The sequence below is a fragment of the Haladaptatus sp. CMAA 1909 genome, assembly GCF_043952005.1.
GTDB lineage: Archaea > Halobacteriota > Halobacteria > Halobacteriales > Haladaptataceae > Haladaptatus.
Map to the genome: position 1 here is coordinate 1,204,864 of NZ_JBIOAV010000001.1, position 23,492 is coordinate 1,228,355.

32 protein-coding genes and 2 tRNA genes are annotated in these 23,492 nt (G+C 62.3%); 22 read left to right on the plus strand and 12 right to left on the minus strand.

The genetic code is table 11. From position 1 onward, the window contains the following. Position 1: 1 nt before the first annotated feature. From ACGYLY_RS06715 to rpsB, 13 genes are all read left to right on the plus strand, one after another. A tRNA-Ser gene (locus ACGYLY_RS06715) sits at positions 2-86 on the plus strand. Between the two features lie 16 nt (positions 87-102). Next, a complete protein-coding gene (locus ACGYLY_RS06720; protein ID WP_231183607.1) occupies positions 103-609 on the plus strand; it encodes a 30S ribosomal protein S13 in 507 nt (168 codons plus the stop codon). Further along, the gene (locus ACGYLY_RS06725; RefSeq protein ID WP_231183608.1) at positions 609-1,130 is read left to right on the plus strand and encodes a 30S ribosomal protein S4; all 522 of its coding nucleotides are present in this window, start codon (positions 609-611) and stop codon (positions 1,128-1,130) included. The genes ACGYLY_RS06720 and ACGYLY_RS06725 overlap by 1 nt, the downstream gene beginning before the upstream one ends. After that, on the plus strand, positions 1,127-1,513 hold the full coding sequence (locus tag ACGYLY_RS06730; RefSeq protein ID WP_395282389.1) for a 30S ribosomal protein S11: 387 nt from the start codon (positions 1,127-1,129) through the stop codon (positions 1,511-1,513). The genes ACGYLY_RS06725 and ACGYLY_RS06730 overlap by 4 nt, the downstream gene beginning before the upstream one ends. Before the next feature lie 3 nt (positions 1,514-1,516). Next, entirely contained in the window at positions 1,517-2,263 is a 747-nt protein-coding gene (locus ACGYLY_RS06735) for a DNA-directed RNA polymerase subunit D (protein ID WP_395282388.1), read from the plus strand. Between the two features lie 192 nt (positions 2,264-2,455). Then, a tRNA-Leu gene (locus ACGYLY_RS06740) sits at positions 2,456-2,540 on the plus strand. Positions 2,541-2,570: 30 nt separating this feature from the next. Beyond that, the gene (locus ACGYLY_RS06745) at positions 2,571-2,924 is read left to right on the plus strand and encodes a 50S ribosomal protein L18e (RefSeq protein WP_231183610.1); all 354 of its coding nucleotides are present in this window, start codon (positions 2,571-2,573) and stop codon (positions 2,922-2,924) included. Beyond that, a complete protein-coding gene (locus ACGYLY_RS06750) occupies positions 2,921-3,358 on the plus strand; it encodes a 50S ribosomal protein L13 (RefSeq protein WP_231183611.1) in 438 nt (145 codons plus the stop codon). The genes ACGYLY_RS06745 and ACGYLY_RS06750 overlap by 4 nt, the downstream gene beginning before the upstream one ends. Next, on the plus strand, positions 3,352-3,747 hold the full coding sequence (locus ACGYLY_RS06755) for a 30S ribosomal protein S9 (protein ID WP_395282387.1): 396 nt from the start codon (positions 3,352-3,354) through the stop codon (positions 3,745-3,747). The genes ACGYLY_RS06750 and ACGYLY_RS06755 overlap by 7 nt, the downstream gene beginning before the upstream one ends. Before the next feature lie 12 nt (positions 3,748-3,759). After that, positions 3,760-3,960: a DNA-directed RNA polymerase subunit N gene (locus ACGYLY_RS06760; RefSeq protein ID WP_231183614.1), complete on the plus strand. Its 201-nt coding sequence runs from the start codon at positions 3,760-3,762 to the stop codon at positions 3,958-3,960. Then, on the plus strand, positions 3,960-4,142 hold the full coding sequence (locus ACGYLY_RS06765) for a DNA-directed RNA polymerase subunit K (RefSeq protein ID WP_395282386.1): 183 nt from the start codon (positions 3,960-3,962) through the stop codon (positions 4,140-4,142). Before ACGYLY_RS06760 ends, ACGYLY_RS06765 begins: the two co-directional genes overlap by 1 nt. Beyond that, the gene (gene eno, locus ACGYLY_RS06770; protein ID WP_395282385.1) at positions 4,139-5,350 is read left to right on the plus strand and encodes a phosphopyruvate hydratase; all 1,212 of its coding nucleotides are present in this window, start codon (positions 4,139-4,141) and stop codon (positions 5,348-5,350) included. The genes ACGYLY_RS06765 and eno overlap by 4 nt, the downstream gene beginning before the upstream one ends. Then, the gene (gene rpsB / locus ACGYLY_RS06775) at positions 5,347-6,126 is read left to right on the plus strand and encodes a 30S ribosomal protein S2 (protein WP_231183620.1); all 780 of its coding nucleotides are present in this window, start codon (positions 5,347-5,349) and stop codon (positions 6,124-6,126) included. The genes eno and rpsB overlap by 4 nt, the downstream gene beginning before the upstream one ends. A 123-nt stretch (positions 6,127-6,249) precedes the next feature. On the opposite strand, the gene ACGYLY_RS06780 is transcribed toward rpsB, so the two are convergent. Beyond that, positions 6,250-7,566 carry a methyl-accepting chemotaxis protein gene (locus ACGYLY_RS06780; protein ID WP_395282384.1) on the minus strand — a complete coding sequence of 439 codons (1,317 nt, stop codon included), beginning with the start codon at positions 7,564-7,566 and terminating at the stop codon, positions 6,250-6,252. Positions 7,567-7,748: 182 nt separating this feature from the next. On the opposite strand from ACGYLY_RS06780, the gene mvk reads away from it, so the two are divergent. Then, the gene (gene mvk / locus ACGYLY_RS06785) at positions 7,749-8,732 is read left to right on the plus strand and encodes a mevalonate kinase (RefSeq protein WP_395282383.1); all 984 of its coding nucleotides are present in this window, start codon (positions 7,749-7,751) and stop codon (positions 8,730-8,732) included. Between the two features lie 2 nt (positions 8,733-8,734). Beyond that, the gene (locus ACGYLY_RS06790; RefSeq protein ID WP_395284142.1) at positions 8,735-9,469 is read left to right on the plus strand and encodes an isopentenyl phosphate kinase; all 735 of its coding nucleotides are present in this window, start codon (positions 8,735-8,737) and stop codon (positions 9,467-9,469) included. Positions 9,470-9,520: 51 nt separating this feature from the next. On the opposite strand, the gene ACGYLY_RS06795 is transcribed toward ACGYLY_RS06790, so the two are convergent. The 8 genes from ACGYLY_RS06795 to ACGYLY_RS06830 form a co-directional block, all read right to left on the minus strand. Beyond that, complete coding sequence (locus tag ACGYLY_RS06795) at positions 9,521-9,775, minus strand: hypothetical protein (RefSeq protein ID WP_395282382.1); 255 nt, start codon at positions 9,773-9,775, stop codon at positions 9,521-9,523. Further along, positions 9,768-10,139 carry a hypothetical protein gene (locus ACGYLY_RS06800; RefSeq protein ID WP_395282381.1) on the minus strand — a complete coding sequence of 124 codons (372 nt, stop codon included), beginning with the start codon at positions 10,137-10,139 and terminating at the stop codon, positions 9,768-9,770. The genes ACGYLY_RS06795 and ACGYLY_RS06800 overlap by 8 nt, the downstream gene beginning before the upstream one ends. A 21-nt stretch (positions 10,140-10,160) precedes the next feature. After that, positions 10,161-10,925, minus strand: a complete 765-nt coding sequence (locus tag ACGYLY_RS06805; protein WP_395282380.1) for a cytochrome bc complex cytochrome b subunit — start codon at positions 10,923-10,925, stop codon at positions 10,161-10,163. 4 nt (positions 10,926-10,929) lie between these two features. Then, complete coding sequence (locus ACGYLY_RS06810; RefSeq protein ID WP_395282379.1) at positions 10,930-11,724, minus strand: cytochrome bc complex cytochrome b subunit; 795 nt, start codon at positions 11,722-11,724, stop codon at positions 10,930-10,932. Position 11,725: 1 nt separating this feature from the next. Then, positions 11,726-12,568, minus strand: a complete 843-nt coding sequence (locus tag ACGYLY_RS06815; RefSeq protein WP_395282378.1) for a ubiquinol-cytochrome c reductase iron-sulfur subunit — start codon at positions 12,566-12,568, stop codon at positions 11,726-11,728. A gap of 3 nt (positions 12,569-12,571) precedes the next feature. Next, a complete protein-coding gene (locus tag ACGYLY_RS06820; protein ID WP_395282377.1) occupies positions 12,572-12,958 on the minus strand; it encodes a hypothetical protein in 387 nt (128 codons plus the stop codon). After that, positions 12,959-13,657, minus strand: a complete 699-nt coding sequence (locus tag ACGYLY_RS06825; protein ID WP_395282376.1) for a plastocyanin/azurin family copper-binding protein — start codon at positions 13,655-13,657, stop codon at positions 12,959-12,961. An 88-nt stretch (positions 13,658-13,745) separates the two neighbouring features. Further along, complete coding sequence (locus ACGYLY_RS06830; RefSeq protein ID WP_395282375.1) at positions 13,746-14,531, minus strand: hypothetical protein; 786 nt, start codon at positions 14,529-14,531, stop codon at positions 13,746-13,748. A 90-nt stretch (positions 14,532-14,621) separates the two neighbouring features. Here ACGYLY_RS06830 and ACGYLY_RS06835 point away from each other — a divergent pair, with 90 nt between their 5' ends. After that, positions 14,622-15,110: a hypothetical protein gene (locus ACGYLY_RS06835; RefSeq protein WP_395282374.1), complete on the plus strand. Its 489-nt coding sequence runs from the start codon at positions 14,622-14,624 to the stop codon at positions 15,108-15,110. A gap of 12 nt (positions 15,111-15,122) precedes the next feature. Here the strand turns inward: ACGYLY_RS06835 and nth are convergent, their stop codons facing one another. Continuing rightward, positions 15,123-15,809: an endonuclease III gene (gene nth / locus ACGYLY_RS06840; RefSeq protein ID WP_395282373.1), complete on the minus strand. Its 687-nt coding sequence runs from the start codon at positions 15,807-15,809 to the stop codon at positions 15,123-15,125. 108 nt (positions 15,810-15,917) lie between these two features. Here nth and ACGYLY_RS06845 point away from each other — a divergent pair, with 108 nt between their 5' ends. The 3 genes from ACGYLY_RS06845 to ACGYLY_RS06855 all read left to right on the plus strand — a co-directional run bounded on the left by ACGYLY_RS06845 (position 15,918) and on the right by ACGYLY_RS06855 (position 18,342). After that, positions 15,918-16,115: a hypothetical protein gene (locus ACGYLY_RS06845; protein ID WP_395282372.1), complete on the plus strand. Its 198-nt coding sequence runs from the start codon at positions 15,918-15,920 to the stop codon at positions 16,113-16,115. Positions 16,116-16,193: 78 nt separating this feature from the next. Beyond that, positions 16,194-17,168, plus strand: coding sequence for a phosphomevalonate decarboxylase MvaD (gene mvaD, locus ACGYLY_RS06850; RefSeq protein WP_395282371.1), 975 nt, complete (start codon positions 16,194-16,196; stop codon positions 17,166-17,168). A gap of 61 nt (positions 17,169-17,229) precedes the next feature. Next, a complete protein-coding gene (locus tag ACGYLY_RS06855) occupies positions 17,230-18,342 on the plus strand; it encodes an NAD(P)/FAD-dependent oxidoreductase (protein WP_395282370.1) in 1,113 nt (370 codons plus the stop codon). Here the strand turns inward: ACGYLY_RS06855 and ACGYLY_RS06860 are convergent. Continuing rightward, a complete protein-coding gene (locus tag ACGYLY_RS06860; RefSeq protein ID WP_231183640.1) occupies positions 18,339-18,695 on the minus strand; it encodes a hypothetical protein in 357 nt (118 codons plus the stop codon). The genes ACGYLY_RS06855 and ACGYLY_RS06860 overlap by 4 nt on opposite strands. 130 nt (positions 18,696-18,825) lie before the next feature. On the opposite strand from ACGYLY_RS06860, the gene ACGYLY_RS06865 reads away from it, so the two are divergent. Further along, positions 18,826-19,047 carry a hypothetical protein gene (locus tag ACGYLY_RS06865; RefSeq protein ID WP_395282369.1) on the plus strand — a complete coding sequence of 74 codons (222 nt, stop codon included), beginning with the start codon at positions 18,826-18,828 and terminating at the stop codon, positions 19,045-19,047. Positions 19,048-19,120: 73 nt separating this feature from the next. Here ACGYLY_RS06865 and ACGYLY_RS06870 read toward each other — a convergent pair whose 3' ends face one another. Continuing rightward, positions 19,121-19,474, minus strand: coding sequence for a hypothetical protein (locus tag ACGYLY_RS06870; protein ID WP_395282368.1), 354 nt, complete (start codon positions 19,472-19,474; stop codon positions 19,121-19,123). Between the two features lie 407 nt (positions 19,475-19,881). On the opposite strand from ACGYLY_RS06870, the gene ACGYLY_RS06875 reads away from it, so the two are divergent. Both ACGYLY_RS06875 and ACGYLY_RS06880 read left to right on the plus strand, forming a co-directional pair. After that, the gene (locus ACGYLY_RS06875) at positions 19,882-21,813 is read left to right on the plus strand and encodes an asparagine synthase-related protein (RefSeq protein ID WP_395282367.1); all 1,932 of its coding nucleotides are present in this window, start codon (positions 19,882-19,884) and stop codon (positions 21,811-21,813) included. Next, positions 21,814-23,490: an alkaline phosphatase family protein gene (locus tag ACGYLY_RS06880; protein ID WP_395282366.1), complete on the plus strand. Its 1,677-nt coding sequence runs from the start codon at positions 21,814-21,816 to the stop codon at positions 23,488-23,490. Positions 23,491-23,492 lie beyond the last annotated feature (2 nt).

Genomic DNA, 23,492 nt, shown 5'->3' on the forward strand with positions numbered 1-23,492 from the left:
TGTCGAGGTAGCCTAGTCTGGCCCACGGCGCAGGGTTGCTAACTCTGTGGCGTCAAGCCTCGAGGGTTCGAATCCCTCCCTCGACGCTCCAAACTATCAACTATGAGTAGCGAACAACCACAGGACGAAGACGACGACCTTCGGTACTTCGTCCGCATCGGGCAAACTGACCTCGATGGGACGAAGACCGTAGAGCGGTCCCTCTCCGGAATGAACGGGATCGGTCGTCGAACGGCCCGAATCGTCGCCGAGGAGGCGGACGTCGACCGAACGGCGACGTTCGGCCGACTCGACGAGGACGACATCGAGCGCGTCGTCGAGGCCGTCGAAAATTACGCCGACGAAGTTCCTGAGTGGCTCACGAACCACCGAAAGGAATACTTCTCCGGCGAGACGACCCACGAGACTGGTAACGACCTGTCGATGTCCCGACGTCGGGACCTCAACAGGATGCAGATGATCGACTCCTACAAAGGCGTCCGACACAAGCGTGGACAGAAAGTTCGCGGTCAGCGAACCAAGTCCACGGGTCGTACCGAGGGTACGATCGGTGTCAACGTCGAGGAGATCAAAGAGGCCGCGGCGGCCGAGGAAGAGGGTGACGAATAATGTCCCTTCCCGGTGAGAACACCAAGTTCTACGAGACGCCGAATCACCCGTTCCAGGGCGAGCGCATCGCCGAGGAACACGGTCTGATGGACCGATACGGCTTGAAGAACAAGGAAGAGCTCTGGCGAACCCAGAGTGAACTTCGCAACTACCGCCGCGAGGCACGGTCCCTTCTCGGGGACATCTCCGGCGACGAAGAGAGCGAAAGCGACGAGTTCCTGTCGCGCCTGAAGCGACTCGGCATCCTCGGCGATGGCGACGAACTCGGCGACGTTCTGCTCCTCGACATCACCGACGTGCTGGAGCGCCGTCTCCAGACCGTCGCGTACCGAAAGGGTCTCGCCCACACGCCGAAACAGGCGCGTCAGTTCATCACCCACGGTCACGTGACGGTGAACGGTCAGCGCGTGTCGGTTCCGTCGTACAAGGTCGAGATCGACGAGGAGGCCGACATCTCCTTCGACGAGCACAGCCCGCTTGCGGACGAACTGCACCCCGAACGGTCGGAGGGTAACGAATGAGCGACAACGACGAGAAATGGGGCATCGCCCACGTGCACGCATCGTTCAACAATACCATCATCACCATCACGGACCAGACCGGTGCCGAGACGATCGCGAAGTCGTCCGGCGGGACGGTCGTCAAGCAGAACCGTGATGAGTCCTCGCCGTACGCGGCCATGCAGATGGCCGAGACGGTCGCCGAAGAGGTCAAAGCGGCTGGCATCGACGGCCTGCACATTCGCGTGCGCGGCCCCGGTGGCAACCTGCAGCAGAATCCCGGTCCCGGTGCGCAGGCGACGATTCGAGCGCTCGCCCGTGCCGGCATCGAAATCGGTCGTATCGAGGACGTGACACCGATTCCGCACGACGGTACCCGCGCACCGAAAGGTAGTGGATTCTAAACCATGACCGAAGACTTCGACGTAGAGTTCATCGACCGCGGCGAACGCAAGGCGCGATTCCTCGTCCGCAACGTCACTCCGGCGTTCGCGAACGGGATTCGCCGAGCGATGATAGCGGACGTTCCGACGCTGTCCATCGACACGCTCCGAGTCATCGAGAACTCCTCGGTGATGTTCGACGAGCAGATCGGACTGCGTCTCGGACTCGTTCCGCTGACGACGCCGCCCGGGGAGTTCGAGGAGGGCGACACGGTAACGCTCAGCCTCGACGTTTCCGGGCCGGGAACCGCGTTCTCGGGCGACCTCATCAGCTCAGACGAGATGGTGCAGCCCGCCGACGATAACGTTCCGATCATCGACCTGAAAGAGGGTCAGCGTCTCGAACTCGAAGCCGACGCGATTCTCGGTTCGGGGAAGGACCACGCCAAACACCAAGGTGGCGTCGCGGTCGGCTATCGTCACCTGCAGCGCGTCGAAGTCGTCGGCGACCGGGACGAGTTCGGGGAAGAGGAACCCCAAATCCTTCGCGGAACCATCGAAGACGATGGCGAACTCGTTCCGACGGAGACGTTCGACCACGACCTCACTCAGCGGTTCCCCGGTAAGGAAGTCGAGGTTCACGACGTTCCGAACGCCTTCGTGTTCGACGTGGAAAGCGACGGCTCGTTCACCGTCGAAGAGCTGGTGACGCAGGCCGTCGATTCGCTCACCGAACGTGCGGACGAACTCGAACAGGCAATTCAACTATAACCATGACCGGCCCTTACAACCTCCCTGACGAGTCCGCCGATTCGACGGAGAGTTTCGACTCCCGGAATCGCCGGACCCGCGGACGATGGACGTTCGTGGAAGCCGAGGCGTCCGCCTCGGCAATCGAAAGTGGTTTTAAGGGCCACGGACAACACTGTGTTGCCCGCGAGGGTACGCACGTGTTCTCAGCGTGCAGGGATAGCCAAGTCTGGCCAACGGCGCAGCGTTCAGGGCGCTGTCTCGTAGGAGTCCGCAGGTTCAAATCCTGCTCCCTGCACTTCAGTTCTCAGTACTTGGAGGAAGTAGCATGAGTAAAACTAACCCGAGGCTCAGTAGTCTCATCGCCGAACTCAAGTCGGTGTCCCGTGATTCGGACGCCGACGTGTGGACCGACGTTGCAGCACGCCTCGAGAAACCACGGAGTACGCACGCGGAGGTCAACCTGGGCCGCATCGAGCGGTATGCACAGGAAGACGAGACCGTCATCGTACCCGGCAAGGTTCTCGGTAGCGGCGTCCTGCAGAAGAACGTCACTGTTGCTGCGGTCGACTTCTCGTCGACTGCGGAAACGAAGATCCAGCAGGCAAACGGCGAACCGATCCAACTCGAACAGGCAATCGAACAAAATCCCAGCGGTTCCGACGTGCGGGTGATTCGATGAGCATCGCAGAATTTGACGCAGATGTCGTCGTCGACGCGCGCGACTGTATCCTCGGTCGCGTCGCGAGCAAGGTTGCACAGCGTGCGATGGACGGCGAGACGATCGCCGTCGTCAACGCCGAGCAAGCTATCATCACGGGCGGCAAACAGGACGTATTGAACAAATTCGAGACGCGCTTCAATCTCAGCTCCGATCAGGGGCCGTACTATCCGAAGCGCCCGGACATGCTCGCAAAGCGCTCGATTCGGGGAATGGTCCCGTACAAGAAGCCACGGGGGCGCGAAGCCTTCGAGAACGTGCGTGTCTACGTCGGTAACCCGTACGACGAGGACGGCGAAATCCTCGACGGAACGTCGCTGGACCGACTCTCGAACATCCGCTTCGTCCAGCTGGGCGAAGTCAGCGAATACCTAGGTGCTAACGTCACATGGTAACGAACACGAGCGGGAAGAAGAAGACGGCCATCGCTCGCGCCACGGTTACGGACGGCGAGGGTCGCGTACGGATCAACTCGAAGCCAGTCGAACTGGTGGAGCCGGAGATGGCTCGCCTCAAGATGCTCGAACCGTTCCGCATCGCGGACGACGAGCGAGAGGAAGTCGACGTTGAAGTGAGCGTTTCGGGTGGCGGAATCACCGGACAGGCAGACGCCGTCCGCACCGCCATCGCGCGCGGTCTCGTCCAGTACATGGGTGACGCCGAACTCCGTGATGCGTTCATGGAGTTCGACCGTTCCCTGCTGGTCAACGACGTCCGCCAGTCCGAACCGAAGAAGTGGGGCGGCCCCGGTGCCCGCGCCCGCTACCAGAAATCCTACCGCTAAGGTGATTACCCCATGATGATCCCAGTCCGGTGTTTCACGTGTGGCAACGTAGTGAGCGAACACTGGCAGGAGTACAAGGCGCGCGCCGAGACACAGATGGGCAACGAAGACCCCGGTAAGGTCCTCGACGACCTCGGTGTCGAACGCCACTGCTGCCGGCGGATGATCGTCGCTCACAAAGACCTCGTGGACATCGTCGCACCATACCAGTAATGGCTCAACAACGATACTCCCGATACGAAAAAGCACGAATCCTCGGTGCACGCGCACTGCAGGTTTCGTATGGCGCACCCGTCCTCATCGAGACGGACGAGTCCCAGCCGATACTCATCGCGGCGGAGGAGTACGACGCTGGCGCACTGCCGTTCTCCGTTCGGCGTGAGGAGGCGGAATGACGCGCATCGAAGCCGTTCGTTTGCGTGAGATACTCGACTCCCGTGGCAACACGACCGTCGAGGCGGACGTGCTGACCGAGAGCGGCGGCTTCGGCCGTGCTGCCGCGCCGAGCGGCGCGAGCACGGGCGAGTACGAAGCCATCGAACTCGACACGAACGAGGCGATCGCATCCGCCCGTGAACTCGCGGTTCCGCGCCTCGAAGGGAGCGTCTACGTCGGCGACCAGCGCGACGTGGACCGGACCCTGCGTGCCGCGGACGGAACGGACAACTTCTCCGAAATCGGCGCGAACAGCGCCGTCGCCATCAGCATGGCGGCCGCGAAGGCCGCGGCCGACGTGCTCGGCGCACCGCTCTACCAGCACCTCGGCGGTGCGTTCCGCGGCGACAACTTCCCGATTCCGTTCGGGAACGTTATCGGGGGTGGCGAACACGCCGCCGACGCCACGGCGATCCAGGAGTTCCTCTCCGCGCCGGTCGGCGCACCGAGCGTCCAAGACGCGGTGTTCGCCAACGCCGCCGTCCATCAGGAAGTCGCGGACATCCTCGATGAACGCGGTATTCCCTCGGCGAAGGGCGACGAAGGCGCGTGGGCACCGTCCATCGACGACGACGATGCGTTCGAAGTCATGCAGGAAGCCGTCTCGACCGTCTCCGACGAGTTCGGATTCGAGATTCGATTCGGTCTCGACGTGGCCGCGGCCGAGATGTACGATGCCGACGCCGACGAGTATCAGTACCGCGACCGGACGCGCTCGACCGACGAACAGATCGAGTACATCGCCGACCTCGTGAACGAGTACGACCTCGCATACGTCGAGGACCCGTTGGACGAGAACGACTACGAGGGATTCGCGAAACTCACCGACAAGGTGGGTGACAGGACCCTCATCTGTGGTGACGACCTGTTCGTCACCAACGTCGAGCGACTCTCCGACGGCATCGAGAAGGGTGCCGGAAACAGCATCCTCATCAAGCCGAATCAGATCGGCACGCTTTCGGACGCGTTCGACGCCGTCGAACTCGCGGTCGAGAACGGGTACGACCCGGTCATCTCGCATCGAAGCGGGGAGACCGAGGATACGACGATTGCACACCTCGCCGTAGCGACCGACGCGCCGTTCATCAAGACGGGTGCGGTCGGTGGCGAGCGAACCGCCAAACTCAACGAACTCATCCGAATCGAGCAGAACGTATCACGATTATGAGCGATAACGATTCCGAACAGGTAGAAGAAGAAACGGACGGTCTCGACGCCGCGGAAGAGGAGATCGACGCGGAACCGACCGGCGAGTCCGGTGCGGAACCCGAAGTCGACCCTGACGAAGACGTCGCCGCACAGGCGGACGAGACCGAAGAAGAAGACGAACCACAGTTCGACGAGGACGTTCTCGGCGACGAGGAGGCGGACCTCCTCATCCCCGTCGAGGACTACCTCGGCGCCGGTGTCCACATCGGTACGCAGCAGAAGACCGAGGACATGGAGCGGTTCATCCACCGCGTTCGAACGGACGGCCTGTACGTCCTCGACGTGAGCAAGACGGACCAGCGAATCCGCACGGCGGCGAACTTCCTCGCCGACTACAACCCCGAGCAGATTCTGGTCACGTCCTCGCGCCAGTACGGTCGTTTCCCGGCCGAGAAGTTCGCCGACGCGGTCGGCGCTCGCGCTCGTACGGGTCGATTCATCCCGGGCACGCTGACGAACCCGAAGTACGACGGCTACATCGAACCCGACGTCGTCGTCGTCACCGACCCCATCGGAGACGCACAGGCGGTCAAGGAGGCCATCACGGTCGGCATCCCCGTCATCGCCATGTGTGACTCCAACAACAGCACGAGCAACGTCGACCTCGTCGTCCCGACGAACAACAAAGGTCGCAAAGCGCTGTCGGTCGTCTACTGGCTGCTCGCCAACGAGACGCTCGACCGCCGCGGTGCCGAACCCGCCTACTCGCTCGACGACTTCGAGAGCGAGATTTAACCGTCGAGTTTTCGGCTCGAACTGCGCCGTTTTCCGATTCGCTCGCCGGATAGCGACCGCTTCCGGTCGTGATACGATTTTGAACCCTCCGAATGATGACCTAAAAACGGATTTCCTCGCGTCTCAGTCGAGTGACTTCTGCATCTCCGCTTTGACGGCCCGAATGCTGGCTTCGAGTTCCGCGACGAGTTCCGTCTGGTGTTCGTTGGCGTCGGCGATGTTTTCGACCGAACTCGCCACCCGTCCGCTTCGGCGAACGCTGTCGTCGACGATGCTTGCGATCTCCTCCGCGCTCGCGGCTTGTTCGTCCGTCGCGTCCGCGATTTCCGTGATTCCCACGTCGGTTTCCTGAACGGCGGTGACGATGGATTGTTGGTTTTCGACGACGGTCTCTATCTCCTCGGTGGCCGCAACGATGCCGTCGTTGGTGGCTTCGACGCTCTCGACCGTGTTCAGTGCGGTGTCCCTGATGTCGTCCACGATGGTTTCTATCTGTTCGACGCGTTTTTTGGACTGCTCGGCGAGATCCTTGATCTCGTTCGCCACGACGGCGAAACCGTCGCCTTCCGCCCCGGCGCGTGCCGCTTCGATGTTCGCGTTCAGCGCGAGGAGGTTGGTCTGTTTGGCGATGTTGTCGATGACCTCCACGATTTCGTCGATTTCGTCGATACGATTTTCGAGTTCGTTCGCGTCGGTGACGACTTCCCCGGCGCTCTCGGATACGTCATCGACGGTGGCAAGCGTCCCGACCGCGGCGTCGGCGGACGTTTCCGCGAGGGTTTTCGTCTCCGTACTCTGACTGCTGACTTCCTCCGCGCTGGAGGCGATCTCCTCGATGGTCGCGCTGAACGTTGCGACCTCGGATTGGACGTCGTCGAGGTTTTGCGACTGGTCGCGTGCCAACTCCTGAATCGCTTGGGAGTCGTCGGCGACCTCCGACGCGGAATCCCGGAGTTCAGTCGCGGTGCTTTCCACTTCATCCGTCATCCGTTCTTGCAGGTTTTGCACGGTTTCCCGCTGTTCGATGATTTCGGTGACGCGGGTGATGACCTCGACGGCACCGACACAGTCGCCGCTCGGCGTGGTAATCGGGACGCCGAGTGCACGGCCGTGGAACGTCTCCCCGTTCGCCGAGGCGGCCGATCGAATGTCCGTCTCGCGGATTACTTCGCCGGTTCGGACGACGGCTTCCGCGAGCGTTTCGCTCTCCCCGTCCGTGCCGAACAGTTCGTAGGCGGGCATACCGATCGCACGACTCGCGTCGTACCCCGTGAGGTCCTCCGACGCCTCATTCCAGTGGGTTATCTTCCCGCCTTCGTCGATGGCGAACACGGGTTCGGGGAGTTGCGTCACGAGGCTTTCGAACGCATGCTGCCAAAACGCGCCGGCGTCGTCGTCACCGGGGTGAATACCGTTTTGTATCGAGTGTTCTGTTTCCATTGGTAGATTATGTGTTCAAATCGAAACGATCGATAGATATATAATTTTTCACTGGGAGAAACGACTCCGAGAACGGGCGAGGACACTCGAAACGTCGGAGACAGTCACTGGTTGCGACCGGTTCGACGCCGAGCGGACCGCAGTCCGAAAACCCTGTTACGTCCCGGTGCGGAGCCACGAACATGACCGTTTCCAGCGCCCCGGGGAAAGTGTATCTTTTCGGGGAACACGCCGTCGTGTACGGCGAACCCGCCGTTCCGTGCGCCATCGAACGCCGAGCGACAGTGACCGTCGAATCACGCGACGACGACCGCCTTCGCGTCAATGCGGAGGATTTGAGCCTCGACGGGTTTACCATCGAGTACGGTCGTGGTACCGACGAAACCCCGGACGTGGACGTCTCGGAATCGCTCGTTCGCGCGGCGACGGGGTACATCGACGCGTCCGTCGAGCAAGTCCGCGAAGCAACCGGGATGCCGGATGCGGGGTTCGATATCACCGTCGAGAGCGATATTCCGCTCGGTGCGGGACTCGGCTCTTCCGCCGCCGTCACCGTCGCGGCGATCGACGCCGCGACCCGCGAACTCGGCGTCTCACTGTCGAGCGACGAACTCGCCGACAGGGCGTATCAGGCCGAACTCGCGGTACAGGACGGCGAAGCGTCGCGCGCCGATACCTTCTGCTGTGCGACCGGCGGCGCGGTTCGCGTCGAGGGCGACGACTGCCGAAAGATCGAGGCCCCCGACCTTCCCATCGTCGTCGGCTTCGACGGCGGTGCGGGCGACACCGGAAAGCTCGTCGCGGGCGTCCGGGCGTTACGCGAGGAGTACGATTTCGCCGCAGAGACCGTGGAAAGCATCGGCGATATCGTTCGTCGGGGTGAACAGGTACTCGCCGAAGGCGACGTCGAGAAACTCGGGATGCTGATGAACTTCAATCACGGCCTGTTGGAGGCACTCGGCGTCTCCTCACGCTCGCTCGACAACATGGTCTGGGCGGCCCGCGATGCGGGTGCGCTCGGGGCGAAACTGACGGGTGCCGGTGGCGGCGGCTGTATCGTCGCCCTCGACCCGACGGACGAGACGAAGACGGCGCTTCGATTCACGCCCGGATGTGAGGACGCCTTCCGTGCGGAACTCGACACCGAGGGGGTGCGCGTCGAATGAGCCTGACCGTTCTCAAACTCGGCGGAAGCGTCATCACGGACAAGGACCGTCCCGATACGTTGGACGGTAAACGATTGGACTTCCTCGCGGATGCGGTGGCCGACGCGCGAACGGACGACCTCGTGCTCGTCCACGGTGCCGGTAGTTTCGGCCACCATCACGCGAGCCAGCACGGCGTGTCGAAGACGGTCGGAAGCGGCGATGTCGAAGCGGTAATCGACATCCACGGCGCGATGGAGACGCTCAACCGGTTCGTTCTCAGCCGCCTTCACGAACGCGGCGTCCCCGCCGTTCCCGTCCATCCCTTCTCCGTCGCGTCGCGCGATTCGAACGCAACCCTCACGCTCCCCGTTCAACAGATAGCCACGATGCTCGGCGAGGGATTCGTTCCGGTGCTGTACGGCGACGTCGTCGTTCACGAAGGCAAGGGAGTCACCATCGTCAGCGGCGACGAACTCGTCACGTCGGTTGCCAGCCAACTCGATGCGGACCGCGTCGGTTTCTGCTCGACGGTACCCGGCGTCCTCGACGAAGCTGACGCTGTGATTCCCGAAATCACCTCCTACGAAGCCGTCGAAGATGTCCTCGGTGAGAGCGAATCGACCGACGTGACCGGAGGCATGGCCGGAAAAGTGGCCGCACTGCTCGAACTCGGCGCACCCGCGTCGATTTTCGGGCCGGACGACGTGACGGCGTTCCTCGCCGGGAAGAATCCGGGGACGAAAATCGACGGATAGGAGAAGGGGAAAAGAAAAATCGAGAGGAGATAACAGCGGAAAGGACTCGTTTTACGCGCGGGACTGGCGAATCTGGCGTACGGCCGGGATGACCAGCCAGAAGAACACCATGCCGAAGATGGTGAGCCAGAAGGTCGCTTCGCGAAGGATGAGCGCGAGGTTTCCGTACATGTCCAGTCCGGTGGGAACCTCCCCGATAAGTTGCGTATCCTCGAAGCCGGGGGTCGTGTACCATCCCGAGAGAGTCATCCATGCAAGTCCTGCGGTGGCCGCGATGCCGAGTCCCTTTGCGAATTCGTCAGCCATTGTTAGACGGTTCGTCGGAGTCGTCTTTAGACTTTCCCATTCCCTCGGTACGGAACCGGGTCGAAAAGGCGTACACCACGGCACCGGCGGCGATGAGGAACAGGCCGAAGATGGCGAGCGGGAAGTCCACCTGCGGGAGCGGTGCGGTCGCTCGGTCGGTTGCCGAATCGAGAAGGATGAAGCCGAAGACGACGCCGAAGACGGCGAACATCGTCGAGAAGACGGTGACCGCCTTGTAGACGCGGAGCGGGACGACGACGTCGCGCGACCGGATTCCGCCGGGGTCGTCAGTCGCGTCGTCCTCCGATTCGCGGGTGGAGGCCGAGTAACGCCGCTCTTCGTCGTCGTCCCGAGATGAAGACATGGAATTGGAGTGGTGAGTGAATTACTTCGGCGGGCGAAGTCGGTAGTACCGGCGGTTCAGGCTGAACATGTACCCTTCGCGCATCGACTTCAACACCGTGTAGGTTATCGTTCCCGCGATGACGGGCACGAAGAACGCCAAGTCGAACGTCAGGTGCGCCGAGATGGGAAGCAGGTTCTTGATGGACAGCGCGCTGATGGTGGTGGCGAACGTGACGCCACCGACGCCGACCGCGGACCAGAACGGTTGTTCGACCGGCCGTCGTGCGCTCCCCTTGTTGAGGAAGGGAACGATGGCGATGAAGCCGACCACGACGACGTTGGCGACGACACCGTACGTCCGGTCCGCCATCAGCTTCTGTCCGCCGAGGATGGCGAGTTCGGGGTTGAGCGGACCGAGCTTCAGCAGGCCAAACGACCAGTAGAGATACCAGTCGGGCAGGATGATGGCCGGCGTCGAACTCGGGTCCGCCGGTGGACCGAGGTGCGGCGGGAGCGTTGCCGCGAGGAACAGGATCATTCCGATAAAGAAGCTCCCGATGGAGAGATTTCGAATCATCTCGTGGGGCCACGTCGGGAACGCCAGTACGTCACGTTCGACGTAACTGGACTCCTGTCGGAGGTCCTGGTCCTCGCGCCGGGAGCGCTCGAAGTATTCGTACGTCAGCCGGGAGAGCCCTTGCGTGCGCTGTTTCCGTTCGAGCCACGTCGGGGTCTCGTCGTCCGGCGGGACGATGCCGGTACCACTTCCGTCGGTTCGGGGTTGAGATTCGTTTTCGTCGGTCATTGTATCAGTGTGGTTCCGCGATGCCCTGCATCCAGACGATGCCGATGTGGACCGCGATGAGCGTGGTCACGACGAACGGGAGCAAGAACACGTGCAGGATGTACATGCGCTGCAGCGTCGATTGGCTCAGACTGAACCCACCGAACAGGAGGTTCGCAACCCATTCGCCTATCAGCGGTACGGAGAGACTCATCTCGACGCCGATCTGTCCCGCCCAGAACGCGAGCTGGTCCCACGGGAGCAGGTAACCGGTGTACCCGAACACCAGCGTCAGGCTGATGAGGATGATACCGAGAATCCAGTTGACTTCGCGCGGTTCCTTGTACGCACCCGTGAAGTACACGCGGAGCATGTGGAGGAACACTGCCGCGACCATCACCTGTGCCGACCACCGGTGAATCGACCGGAGCATGAACCCGAAGTTCAGGTCGGTCATGATGAACGCGAGCTGGTTGTACGCGGCCGACGGATCGCCGGCGGTCGAGGGCGAGTAGTAGAATCCGAGCAACGCGCCACTCAGCGCGGCGACGACGTAGGCGAGGGTGGAGAAACTCCCCAGCGCGTACAGCGGATACCAGTACCAGAACTTGTTGTCGAGGCCGTACTGTTCGGTGTGGCTTTTCGGCATCTGGAGGTTGACGCGGTAGTACAACGTCTCCAGAATTTCGAGGTAGTCCACGATGCGGAAGCGCTTGTCGAACCACATCAACGTCGTGAGGAACGTACTCTCGATGGGAGTGAGATCCTTCTCGCGGAGCCACTCGCCGTGGTCGTAGTCGTCTTTTGGTTCAAGACTCATCCTAGCTGTCCCCCTCCGGGCGTGGTAGCGCCACGAAGGATTTCTTTACGAGGCTGAACGGGTCGTACACCGACTGATGGCACGGACAGTAGACATCGTCCTGAGCGTTAAACTTTGCCGACCCGGCTATTCCCTTGAATTTGGGAACGCAACAGAAGTGGGTACACTTGTTGAGCCACGCGACGAACCCTTTGTCCGTACTGGCGTTGACCCACTGGTTGTCCTTCTTCTCGATGAGCGGACTCCGCAGGACCTGTACCGTCAGGGTCTGCGAGCTGTCCACGTCCTGTGAGCGCCACGTGACCGTCCCGGGTTTGCCGAGACCGGACTTCCCGATTCCGTTGCCCCACGTCTCATAGTCGTCGAAATCGTCGACGTGGACCTTTCCTCCCGCCTCGACGTCCGCCTGCCACTCGTAGCTCGCCCCTTCCTTGTATCGGAAGTAGTTGTCCTGGTCCGATTCGGGGTCGACGCCCTTGTACGTCTGGACACCACAGTACTGGAACCACTCGGGCGAGTACGTCATGCCGCCGATCTTCATCTCGGCGACGACGGTTTCCTTTCCGTTCTGTGTGACTTTCTTCGCCTCGGGGAACTGCCCCTTGAGGTACCCTTCGCTGTCGATTTTGATGGGTATCTGTGGCATTCCCCGCGGAGCGGGTCCTGCGATGTTCTCGACGGCCATGTACTGCGTGGTACCGCCACCCTCACCGGATGGTGAAGTAGCAGTCTTCAACGCGGCACCGGCGCCGACACCGACGCCGCTGAGCGTTGCACTGCCGACCACGCCTTTGACGAAGCGGCGGCGACCTGTGCTTTCCGGATATTTGTCGTCTCCTGCCATTGTTTATCGTTTGTAGTAAGGGTACACTGCTCGTTTGAACTGGTCCCATGCGTTGCCGAACGACTCGATACCTTCCTCTTGGTTCTCGCGCACGTAGAGGTCTTCCCATTTGCGACGACGCTTCTTGACGATCATCACGTCGGGGAGGAACTCCTTGCGGTACAGCATGAGGACGAACGCGAGGTCGATGAAAATTATCGCGAGGATTCCTCCGAGGAACATGTTGCCGCTTTCCGCGAGGCCCCATCCGTTGAGGAGGCCGTACGTGAACAAACCGACGAACACGACTTCGATAACCGTCAACAGGACGATTGCGATGGCGGCCGTCGTACTTTCGCGTGCTGGTTCGTACCGATGAATGTCACCGTAGGTGCTTCCTGATGAGGACATCTATCTGTTCCCTCCGCTGGTGTGTGCCGACTCGCCGTACTTCAGGAAGAAGAACGTGTAGAGCAGCGACATTATGACCATCAGAATCGTCGCGATACCGACGTAGTGTGCCTGGAACGGAACGCCCATCTCCTCGGGGTCCGCTTCCGCGGCGGCACCGCCACCGCCGGCAGCACCGACGGTGATGGTACCGGTCATCCCGGCGCTCTTGTGCGGCGAACAGTGATACGCGTACTCGCCGGGGGTGCTGAACGTGTGCGAGTAGGTGTAGCCCGTGTCGAACAACTCGCTCGCGCTTCCCGTCCCTTTCCAGCCAGCGCCTTCGGGTTGGCTTTCGGGCACGACGTTGTGGCCGTCGGACTCCCACACCCACTTCACCGTCGTGCCGGGGGTTATCGACAGCTTGTCCGGGTCGAACACGAGGTCGCCACCCGGCCCGACGATTACCTGTTTCGTCGGACCGCCGCCGCCCCCACCGCCTTGTGATTGGTTTCCGCTCGATTGGTTCCCGCTGGACTGGTTTCCACTCGACTGGTTGCCAGCACCCGCCGCCGTCGTTTGGCCTCCACTAGTCCCGTTCCCACCGGACTCGTTTCCGCCTCCTGACGTCGTCGTTTGTTGCGCACCAGCGGGTGCCGCAGCCGCGGCAGTTCCGCCAGCAACACCGCTGGCCGCCAGTAGAAAGTCCCGCCTCTTCATACATGTGTTGGTCAGGATGGGACTTGCTTAAACCCACCGATGACGATGGATTGCCGCCATCGATAGTTTGGGGCCGCCTCGGCCGTGTTCAGTCGTCCTGCTCGTTCTCATCGAGGGGGAGAAAGTCGGGTCGTGAGCCCGATTCGACGCCCGCCGAACGCAGTCTGTTTCGGTACTCCTCCGACCGAAATCTGTCGGAAAGCCGGGCGTTCGCGACGATGAGAAGGACGAACAGTCCGAACACGAAGAAGGCACCGCCGACGAGTGCTAGAAGGGGTGCACCGTCCCGAACCGATTCGGGGACGGAAAGGATGCCGAGGACGATGAGAAGCCACGCCAACGACATGCCGATGCCGCCGAGGACGTGAATCACGCCGATGGTCTGCATCAATTTGTTGCCGAGTTCGCCGCTTCCTTCCGTGACATCGTCGGGTTGAGGCAGTTGGTCGCCCTCCGACATCTCGGGAACGTCGTACTCCTCCATCGACGCCAGTGCGACGGTGGGTTTCACGTCGCGGAGAACGGTTCCCCGCCCTTCGACGCTTCCGTCGGGGTAGACGATGGCGTATCCCTCGTCCGAATACGCGGCCAGTTGTGGTTCGCCGTCACGGGTGATGCGCTCGACGACGGCGAACACCTCCCTGACGGCGACTCGGTGTTTCAGGTCAGCCTCCACGCGGTCGAGGAGTTCCGTTCCGGTTATCCACGAGTCGGGGTCGAAGGCGACCTCCCACTCTTCGAGCGACATCTCGGCCATGTCCTCGGGGCCGAAGTTCTCGAAATCGTACTTCTCGTCGACCTCGCGGCGGAGTTCCTCGCGGGATTTCTCTGGTGTCTCGTCCACACCCTCCGTCCCACTGTCGGAGTCAGCCATTACCCGGACCTTACACTTCGACGGCTAAAACGTCTTCTGACCTGCCCGGCGTTTCGGACGGTTTAACGCTCCCCGGTCTAACCATCCAGTATGGTATCCGACGCGGCGATTGCGACCGTGGTCGCACTAGTCGTGACGGCGAGTTTTCCGTTCTATCTCTACGGCGCGTGGATAATCATCGAATCGGACCCGGTGACGTGGGCGGTACTCACCCGCCACCTGAAGTTCATCGTCGTCGGACTGCTGTTGACCACGGTGCCCTTCCTCATGTGGATGCTTCCCCGGTTCATCGACCATTTCGGCGGCGGACTCGCCGCGGTTCACGCGTTCCTCGGGTTGCAGGCCTACGCGATGTTGATACTGGCGCTCACCGGCATCATCAGGATATTTCAGGTCAAACGCGCCCACGATTTGTACGGCACACCGAATCCCGAGATGGACATCAGCGAACTTCACGAAAACATGGACGCGTGGCGGTGGCGTCTGCGCGCCGGTGTCGCCGGCTACATCGTCTTTTGGCTGCTCGCGTGGACGCTCGGGGTCGCACGCTTTTTCGTTCTGCACACGGACTATCTCTGATCCGAATTCCGTTCAGCTCCACGCCTCGTCGTTGGCGAGGTCGATTTCGTTGTCGAGTTTCGAGGACGGACAGATGTCTTCGAGGATGCAGTCCGTACAGTCGGGATTCCGAGCGGTGCAGGTCGCCCTGCCGTGACTGATGAACAGATGGGTCAGCCACTGCCAGTCCTCCTCCGGGACGAACGTCATCAGGTCGGACTCGATTTTCCCCGGCGTCTTCTCCTCGGTCAACCCCAACCGCCGCGAGAGACGCTGAACGTGGGTATCCACGACGATACCTTCCACCACGTCGTGGCCGTGTTGCAACACGACGTTGGCGGTTTTCCGCCCGACGCCGGTGAGGTTGGTCAGTTCGCTCATCGTGTCGGGAACCTCGCCGTTGTGTTCCTCGATGATGGTCGCACAGGCGCTGTTGATCCACTTTGCCTTGTTGTTGTAGTACGTGATGGAGTTCAAGTCCTCGGCCAACTCGTCCACGTCGGCGTTCGCGTAGTCCTCCGGCGACCGGTACTTTTCGAACAGGTGTTCCGTCTCCTCGTTCACGCGCTCGTCGGTGCACTGGGCCGAGAGCATGACTGCGATGAGGAGTTCGAGGCGGTTCGAGAAGTTCAGCGAGATGGTCGCGTCGGGATACTCGTCGTACAGTCGGTCTACGATTTCGTCCAATTGTTCCTCCCGCGTGTCGAGTGGGACGCCCATGTCACAGTTCTCGGAGGGCGTCGGTTTGAGTGATTCGATGTTTTGGGAGAGCGGGAAACTAGTCAGCGTGGAAAAAGAATCTTACACCCGGTGTTCGTAGTGGCGAACATGTCCCTCGATGGTCACTCGGCTTCGTGGACGGATCCCGACTACGTCTCGACAGTCGTCGGCGTTCTCGCCGCCGCCGCGCTCTACTTTTACAGCGCGTGGGCGAATTGGGGACCGACCACGGTCGAAATAACGGTCGTCTTGCTCGCGGTGCTGCTCCCGATGACGATAGCGTACGAAGTCGCTCGGCGGTTCTGAGATGGCCGACCCGAAAACCGTCCACCGTCCGACTCGAATTCCAGAGAGTTTAAACGCCAGTCACACAGCCATCTCCGTATGAAAGCGACCGCGAAGGCCCACCCGATTCAGGGGTTGGTCAAGTACCACGGGATGCGCGACGAGGAGCAGCGATACCCGTACCACGACAGCATCAGCGTCTGTACCGCGCCGAGCAACACCACGACGACCGTCGAGTTCGACGAGTCGTTCGAATCGGACACCTTCGTCGTCGACGGCGAGGAACTGACGGGCCACGCGGCCGACCGCGTTCGCAAAGTCGTCTCGCGCGTTCGGGAACTGGCGGAAGTCGACACCCGCGTCCGACTGGAGAGCGAGAACAGCTTTCCGTCGAACGTCGGCCTCGGATCGTCGTCGTCCGGGTTCGCCGCCGCCGCGACGGCCGCCGTCGAAGCCGCCGGACTCGACTTGTCGCACTCGGACATCTCGACCATCGCGCGCCTCGGGTCCTCGTCCGCCGCTCGCGCCGTGACGGGCGGCTTTTCGGACCTGCACATGGGCCTGAACGACCACGACTGCCGTTCGGAGCGACTCGAATCGCCGCTCGAAGACGACGTGCGGATCGTTGCGGGACTCGTCCCGGCCTACAAGGAAACCGAGGAAGCCCACCGCGAGGCCGCCGACAGCCACATGTTCGACGCACGGTTGGCGCACATCCACGACCAACTCGTGGAGATGCGCGACGCCCTTCGCGTCGGCGACTTCGACCGCGTGTTCGAGACGGCCGAACACGACTCCCTCTCGCTCGCCGCGACGACGATGACCGGCCCGGCAGGGTGGGTGTACTGGAAGCCCGAAACGCTCGAAATCTTCGACGCGGTTCGGTCGCTCCGCGAGGACGAGGGAATCCCGGTCTACTACTCCACGGACACGGGTGCCAGCGTGTACGTCAACACGACCGCCGAGCACGCCGAATACGTCGAGGAAGTCGTCGCCGATTGTGGCGTCGAGACCATGAGCTGGAAGGTCGGCGGCCCGGCTGAAATCCTCCCCGAAGACGACGCGCTGTTCTGAGATCCCGAACCCCTGTTTAAGCGGGGAGTAGGCCTTTAGCCCCTCCGTCCGTTGTTCTCCCATGGACATCGCAGTGCTCGGCGCTGGCTATGCCGGTCTGTCCCTCGCCCGAAAACTCGAAACGGAGCTGTCCGCGGACGAGAACGTCGTCGTGGTCGAGGAGACGGGCGAACACCTCGTTCAACACGAACTCCATCGCGTCATCCGTCGGCCCTCGCTCGCGGACCAAATCTCGATTCCGCTGACCGACGTCCTCGACTGCGAGGTTCGGGAAACCCGCGTCGAATCCGTGGACCCGGACGAAAAGCGCGTTTTCCTCGAAGACGGCGAACTGGAATACGACTACGCGGCCGTCTGTCTCGGTGCCGAAACCGCCTTCTACGACCTCCCCGGCGTCGAGGAACACGCGCTCCCCCTGAAACGACTCGAACACGCCCGCGAGATTCGGGAGGGCTTTCTTTCGGCCGACGGGGGCCGCGTCGTGGTCGGCGGCGCGGGACTCTCGGGGGTGCAAGTCGCCGGGGAACTGGCCGCCCTCGCGGACGAGGAGGAGATGAACGTCGAAATCGTCCTGCTCGAACAGTTCGACCGCGTGGCACCCGCGTTCCCGGCGAACTTTCAGGATGCTGTTCGAAACCAACTCGAAAAACGGGACATCGAGATTCGCACCGGAACGGCCGTCTCCCGCGCGGACGACGAGGCGATTACGCTGGAACGCGGCGAAACCCTCGCCTACGACGAGTTCGTCTGGACAGGTGGAATTCGCGGCCCCGATGCGATGGGAGGCGACCGGCCCACCGTCGATAGCACGCTCCGACTCGGCGACGGAACCTTCGTCGTCGGGGACGCTGCACGAGTGGTCGACGGCGACGGCGAGGCGGTCCCGGCGAGCGCACAGTCCGCCATCCGGGAAGCCCGCGTCGTGGCGAAGAACATCGCCCGATCGGTCAAGGGCGGCGAGGACGTGTTCGACCCCCGTCTCGATCAGTTCACTTTCGACTCGCCGGGATGGCTCGTTTCGGTGGGCGACGGTGCGGTCGCACAAATCGGGCCGACCGTCCTCACGGGGACGGCGGCGAAGGCGCTCAAAGCGACGGTCGGCGCCGGCTACCTCTCGTCGGTCGGCGCCGTCAGAAACGCGGTCGATTTGATCGGAGAAGAGTTGGGCGATTAGATCGCCGGGATACCGAGCGCGGTGGACGTCAGGACGCCGAGGAAGACCAACGCGTAGGTGATGACGACCACCGAGAGCCATGCGATGAGGCCGATTCCGATGGCGTTGCCCCATCCGCCGGGGTAGCGCCAGTTGATGACCCAAATCCACGCGACGAGGACGATGAGCCATCCGAACAACCACCCGACGAGTACTGCGACGATTCCACCGATGACTGTACCGACTATTGCCGTGATGAGTGCGTAGCCGTAGTCGTCCGTTCCCGTGACGACCCGCGCACCGATGTAGATGCCGAGGGCACCGATGAGCAGGTTCACGATGAAGCCGACGACGGAACCCGTGAGGGATAACATCGTGAATATCCCTACGACGAACCTGTTTTTATAAGAACCGCTTGAGACCCGTCCAAACGTGTCGGCCGAAATGGTTATCGGAACCGAACCCGGCATCAACTTTAAGGTACTGGCCCATCCTTGGCTCACCATGGCACGCGAACCCACACTGGACACGATACTGATCGGCGCGGTCGGGGCCGGTGCGGCGGCGATGATCGGCACGCGGGCATTGGAATACTATCGAGAGCGTCAGCGTCGTTCGACGCCGCACGTCGTTTGCACTGACTGTGGCGAGGCGATGCCGATAGGTGACGTTCTCGACCCGACAGTCACCTGCGCGTGTGCGACGAGCAACATCAGAACGGACTGAGGAGAACTTCAGAACCGACTGCGGAGAACCGCGTGCCACGACGTTCACGTTTTTACAAAAAGAGCCGGGATCGTTAGATGTGGCGCAACTTGCCACGAAGTCCCCGCTCCGCTACTCCGATGAGGAGTAGGGCGAAGAAGGCCACGACGAGCCATCGCCCCGTCCGGGAACTGATCGCGTCAGCGAACAGTCCCAGCAGGTCGAAACCGACTGCTTGGCCGAGTGCGAACAGCAACAACACGAATCCGATCGCAATCAGGCCGGTCATGAGACCGGTCCGTGCGAGCCAACTCGACGTCCGTGCGTCGTTCGTCCGACGACCGGTCTCGGTTCGCTGGTCCGCACCGTTCCGTTCGGTCGTTTTCTTCCGTTCGGTTCGGTGACGTCCGTCGTTTCGGTCATCTCCGCTTTGTTGTGGTTGGGGCATTGTGTCTCCCCACCCGACCGAACACGGACGGTACGTATAGCTATAGACCGGTTAAACGTCCGGCTACCGACCGTTTAGCCAGTGCCTGTCGTTCGATTTGGGGATGAACGACGGGTCCTAAGAGACACCCTACTGCGCGAGTAGGCACCTTCTTCTCCTCGGTTCGACGGGGCTACTCGAACGCTTTAATCGCGGACATCCATGCAGGCCGCGAATAACAATGGTTCGGCGTCGCCAGTTGCATTTCAGTGAGAACGGATGAAGGAAAGTCCTCGCCGAATCGAGTTAGGCTGCCGTTCCGGTAAACGGGTCGCCCATCCGCCGCCGTCGAACGGACGGGCTACCGACGGCTACGCGAGTGTTGTCGGAGAGAACGGAATCCGGTGTGAGCCGGGAGGCACTGACACGTGATCGGGTTGCTCGGTGCCTTCGGCGACCGTACGGCGAGCTTAGACGCGTTTCCGAGCGTGTACGGAGGTGACGGCGAACGAACCGAGTCGTTCGCCGACGAGACCGTCGCGGTGAACGCCGGGTTTCATCCGGCGCTGGCGGACGAACAGCCGGTCGAAACCGTCGCGAACGACGCGCTGGTGTGGGTTCTCGGCGAGGTGTACGGCTTCGAGCGAAACGGCGCATATCGCCCCCGACCGGCGGGCATCGACACCCCGACGTACTGTGCGAACCTGTACGAATCGTACGGCATCGACTTCGTCCACGGGCTAAACGGTGATTTTGCCGGAGTGATATACGACCGGGAGGAACGAACCGTCTTCCTGATCACCGACAGATTGGGATCGTATCCGGTCTTCCACGCGCGCACGGACGACACGCTACTGTGTTCGACCGATATACAGGCGCTCGCCCGATGTCCCGGCGTCGAATCGGAGTTCGACCGCGACTACCTCGCCGAATTTCTCGCGTTCAAACGGTCCTTCGGCGTGACGACGCCGCTTTCGGGCATCGAACGGCTTCCGCCCGCGAGCGTCACGGCCATCGACCTCGACGGGCTATCGACGGAGTCACGGCGATATTGGTGTCCCCGGTACAGGCCGAAGGACGAACCGTTCGAGTACTTCGTCGAGGAGTTCGTCGAACGGTTTCGGCGGGTGCTCTCCGAGTGGGTACGCGACGACCGGAAGTACGGGCTGTTGTTGAGCGGGGGAAGCGATTCGCGGCTTCTCATGGCTGCGATGGACCGTCCGGTCGTCGGCTTTCACATGAACGATTGGCCGAACCGCGAGGCGCGAGTCGCGAAGGGGGTCGCCACCGCCGCCGGAAGCGAGTTCCACCCCCTTCACCGGGACGAGGAGTACCGACGACGCTCGCTCGCGGAAAACCCCTCCCTCTCGAACTTCGATGGGTGGTACAAACAGGGCTACCCGACGGCGTTCGCCGACGAAATCACGGGATCGGTGGACACCCTCATGTCCGGACTGTACGCGGACACGCTGTTCAAGGGTTACTCGATTCCGTCGCCGAAACTGTCGCTCGGTTCGCTGGGGAAGGTGACGCTGCCGTTCGAAACGCCGATACGGACGATAGACGAGTTCATCGAACGACGAGCGGCCGAAGCACCGGAGTATCTCGTCGGAGAGGTCGACCTCGAATCCGTCCTCCGGGAGAACATCTCCGCGACTGCGGACGGCGAAATCGACCACCACGGTGTTCGATATCCGTCGATTCGGGAACTCGTCCTCTGTAGCGACTACTACCCGCTGTCGAACGACACCGAACTCATCTACACGAACAGCCTCAGACAGCTTGGTCCGTACCGAACGCCGTTCCTCGACAACCGGCTCATCGACCTGCATCTCTCGATGCCGGTCAAATACCAACTCCGGCGCAACATCGTTCACCGGGCGATCCAGCGACTCGATCCGAGCCTCGCCGAGGTTCCCCATTCGGAATCCGGCGTTCCGACGAACCGCTCGTTCCCGGTCGAGTACCTCGGGAAGCACCTGAACGCGCTCCGGTGGAAGCATCTCGATTCGGAGACGCCGCCGACGCCGTGGTGTACGCACGGCCCGTGGCCGAACGACGAGGAGTTCGTCCGGAGCAACGGGTTCGTTCGGGACGCACTCGTCGAAAACCGTGAACTCATCGACTCCCATCCGCACCTCGATTGGGACGGCGTGCGGCGAAGCTACCGCGACCATCTGGACGGCGAGGACAACACCGTCGAACTCTACACGCTGTTGACCCTGCTGGAGATGCCGGTCACGAAGCGACTGTGTGACGTCACGGAAACCGACGGTCAGGAATCCGACGGGCCTCCCGCACAGTCGTCGGACGACGCGCTCATCAGGCTCCCGTCGACCGAAAACGGGGGTGACGACTGAATGAGCGACGACGGCGACGGCCTGCGGACGCTGGTGCTCGGTCTGGACGGTGCCTGTCTGCCGATACTCGACCCGCTGTTTTCGGCGGGGAGACTGCCGAACCTCCGTTCGGTTTTCGACGACGGGGTTTCCGGGCCGTTGGAGTCGCAACTCCCGCCGTGGACGCCGAGCGCGTGGCCGTCGCTGTTCACGGGCGTCAACCCCGGCAAGCACGGCGTGTTCAGCTTTCTGGACTACGACGGCTACGACTGGAGCGTCGTCGACGGGTCGGACGTTCGCGCCGTGCCGGTTTGGGAACACCTCTCCCGACAGGGACTCACGAGCGTCGTCGTCAACGTCCCGGTCACGCATCCGCCGCGGGAGTTCGACGGTGCGCTCGTGCCGGGATACATGGCTCCCGATTCCCCGCGATGTCACCCGCCGGACCTGCTCTCCGACCTCCGAGAGGAGATGGGGGAGTATCGGGTGTACCCCGAAACGACGGACGCTTCGCCCGAGGAGGCCGCGGACGAGTATCGCGACGTGGTGGAGATGCGCGGGGAGGCGTTCTGCTTGCTCGCGGATCGGTACGACCCCGACTTCGGGTTCCTCCAGTTCCAGCAGACGGACACGGTGTTCCACGAGTTCCCCGGAGAGCGGGGGACGGTTCGGGCGGTGTACGAAGCGGTGGACGAACAGGTCGGACGCGTCCTCGACGCGACGGACCCGGACACCGTTCTCGTCGTCAGCGATCACGGAATGGGCGAGATGACGGGCACCGGCTTCTACGTCAACGAATTCCTCGCGAAGCACGGTTACGCGGCGGTGACGCAGGGCGGCGACGGGATGCCCTCGTGGGTTCCGACGCGGGAATCGCGGCTTCGCAACGGGTCGGACGCGGACGACGAGGGCGCGAAAAACCGAAGCCTGCTCCGCCGTCTGACCGCCGTCGCCGCCGACTACGGCATCACGACCAGTCGGGCGGGGAGACTGTTATCGGCGGTCGGACTCAGGGAGTTCGCCTCCGAACACGTTCCTTCGGGCGTCGTCCGGGCCAGCGGCAGGCAGGTTGACTTCCCGGCCTCGGAGGCGTACATGCGGGCCAGAATCGAGTGCGGCGTCCGCATCAATTTGGAAGGCCGCGACCCGGACGGCGTGGTCCCGTCGGAGCGATACGAATCGCTTCGGACGGACCTCATCTCCCTCCTCGAAGGCATCGAGACGCCGGACGGGGAACCGCTGTTCGAGGACGTCGCCCGCCGGGAAGCGTACTTCGACGGGCCGGAGGCAGACCGCGCGGTCGATATCGTGACCGTTCCTGCCGACTTCGACCACTTCCTCTCGGCGGAGCTTTCGGGGGACGAGTTCGCCGAACCGGGCCAACCGTGGAACCACAAGCGAAACGGCGTCGTCGCGATGGCAGGCGACGGCGTCGGTGGCCCCCTCGAAAACGCCCACATCTTCGACGTGACGCCGACGCTCCTCGCCCTGTTCGGCGTCCCGATGAGCACCGAAATGGACGGCGAGGTGTTGTCGCCCGTCGAGTTCGTCGGGAAGCGGTCGTACTCGACGCGGCGGCAGGAAGCGGGGGACTCCGAACGCGCGACCGAATCGACCCGCGCGACCGAACCGGACGAATCGACCACATCCGAGGAGCGGATGGAGAACCGACTCGCGGCACTCGGCTACTTGGAATGAAA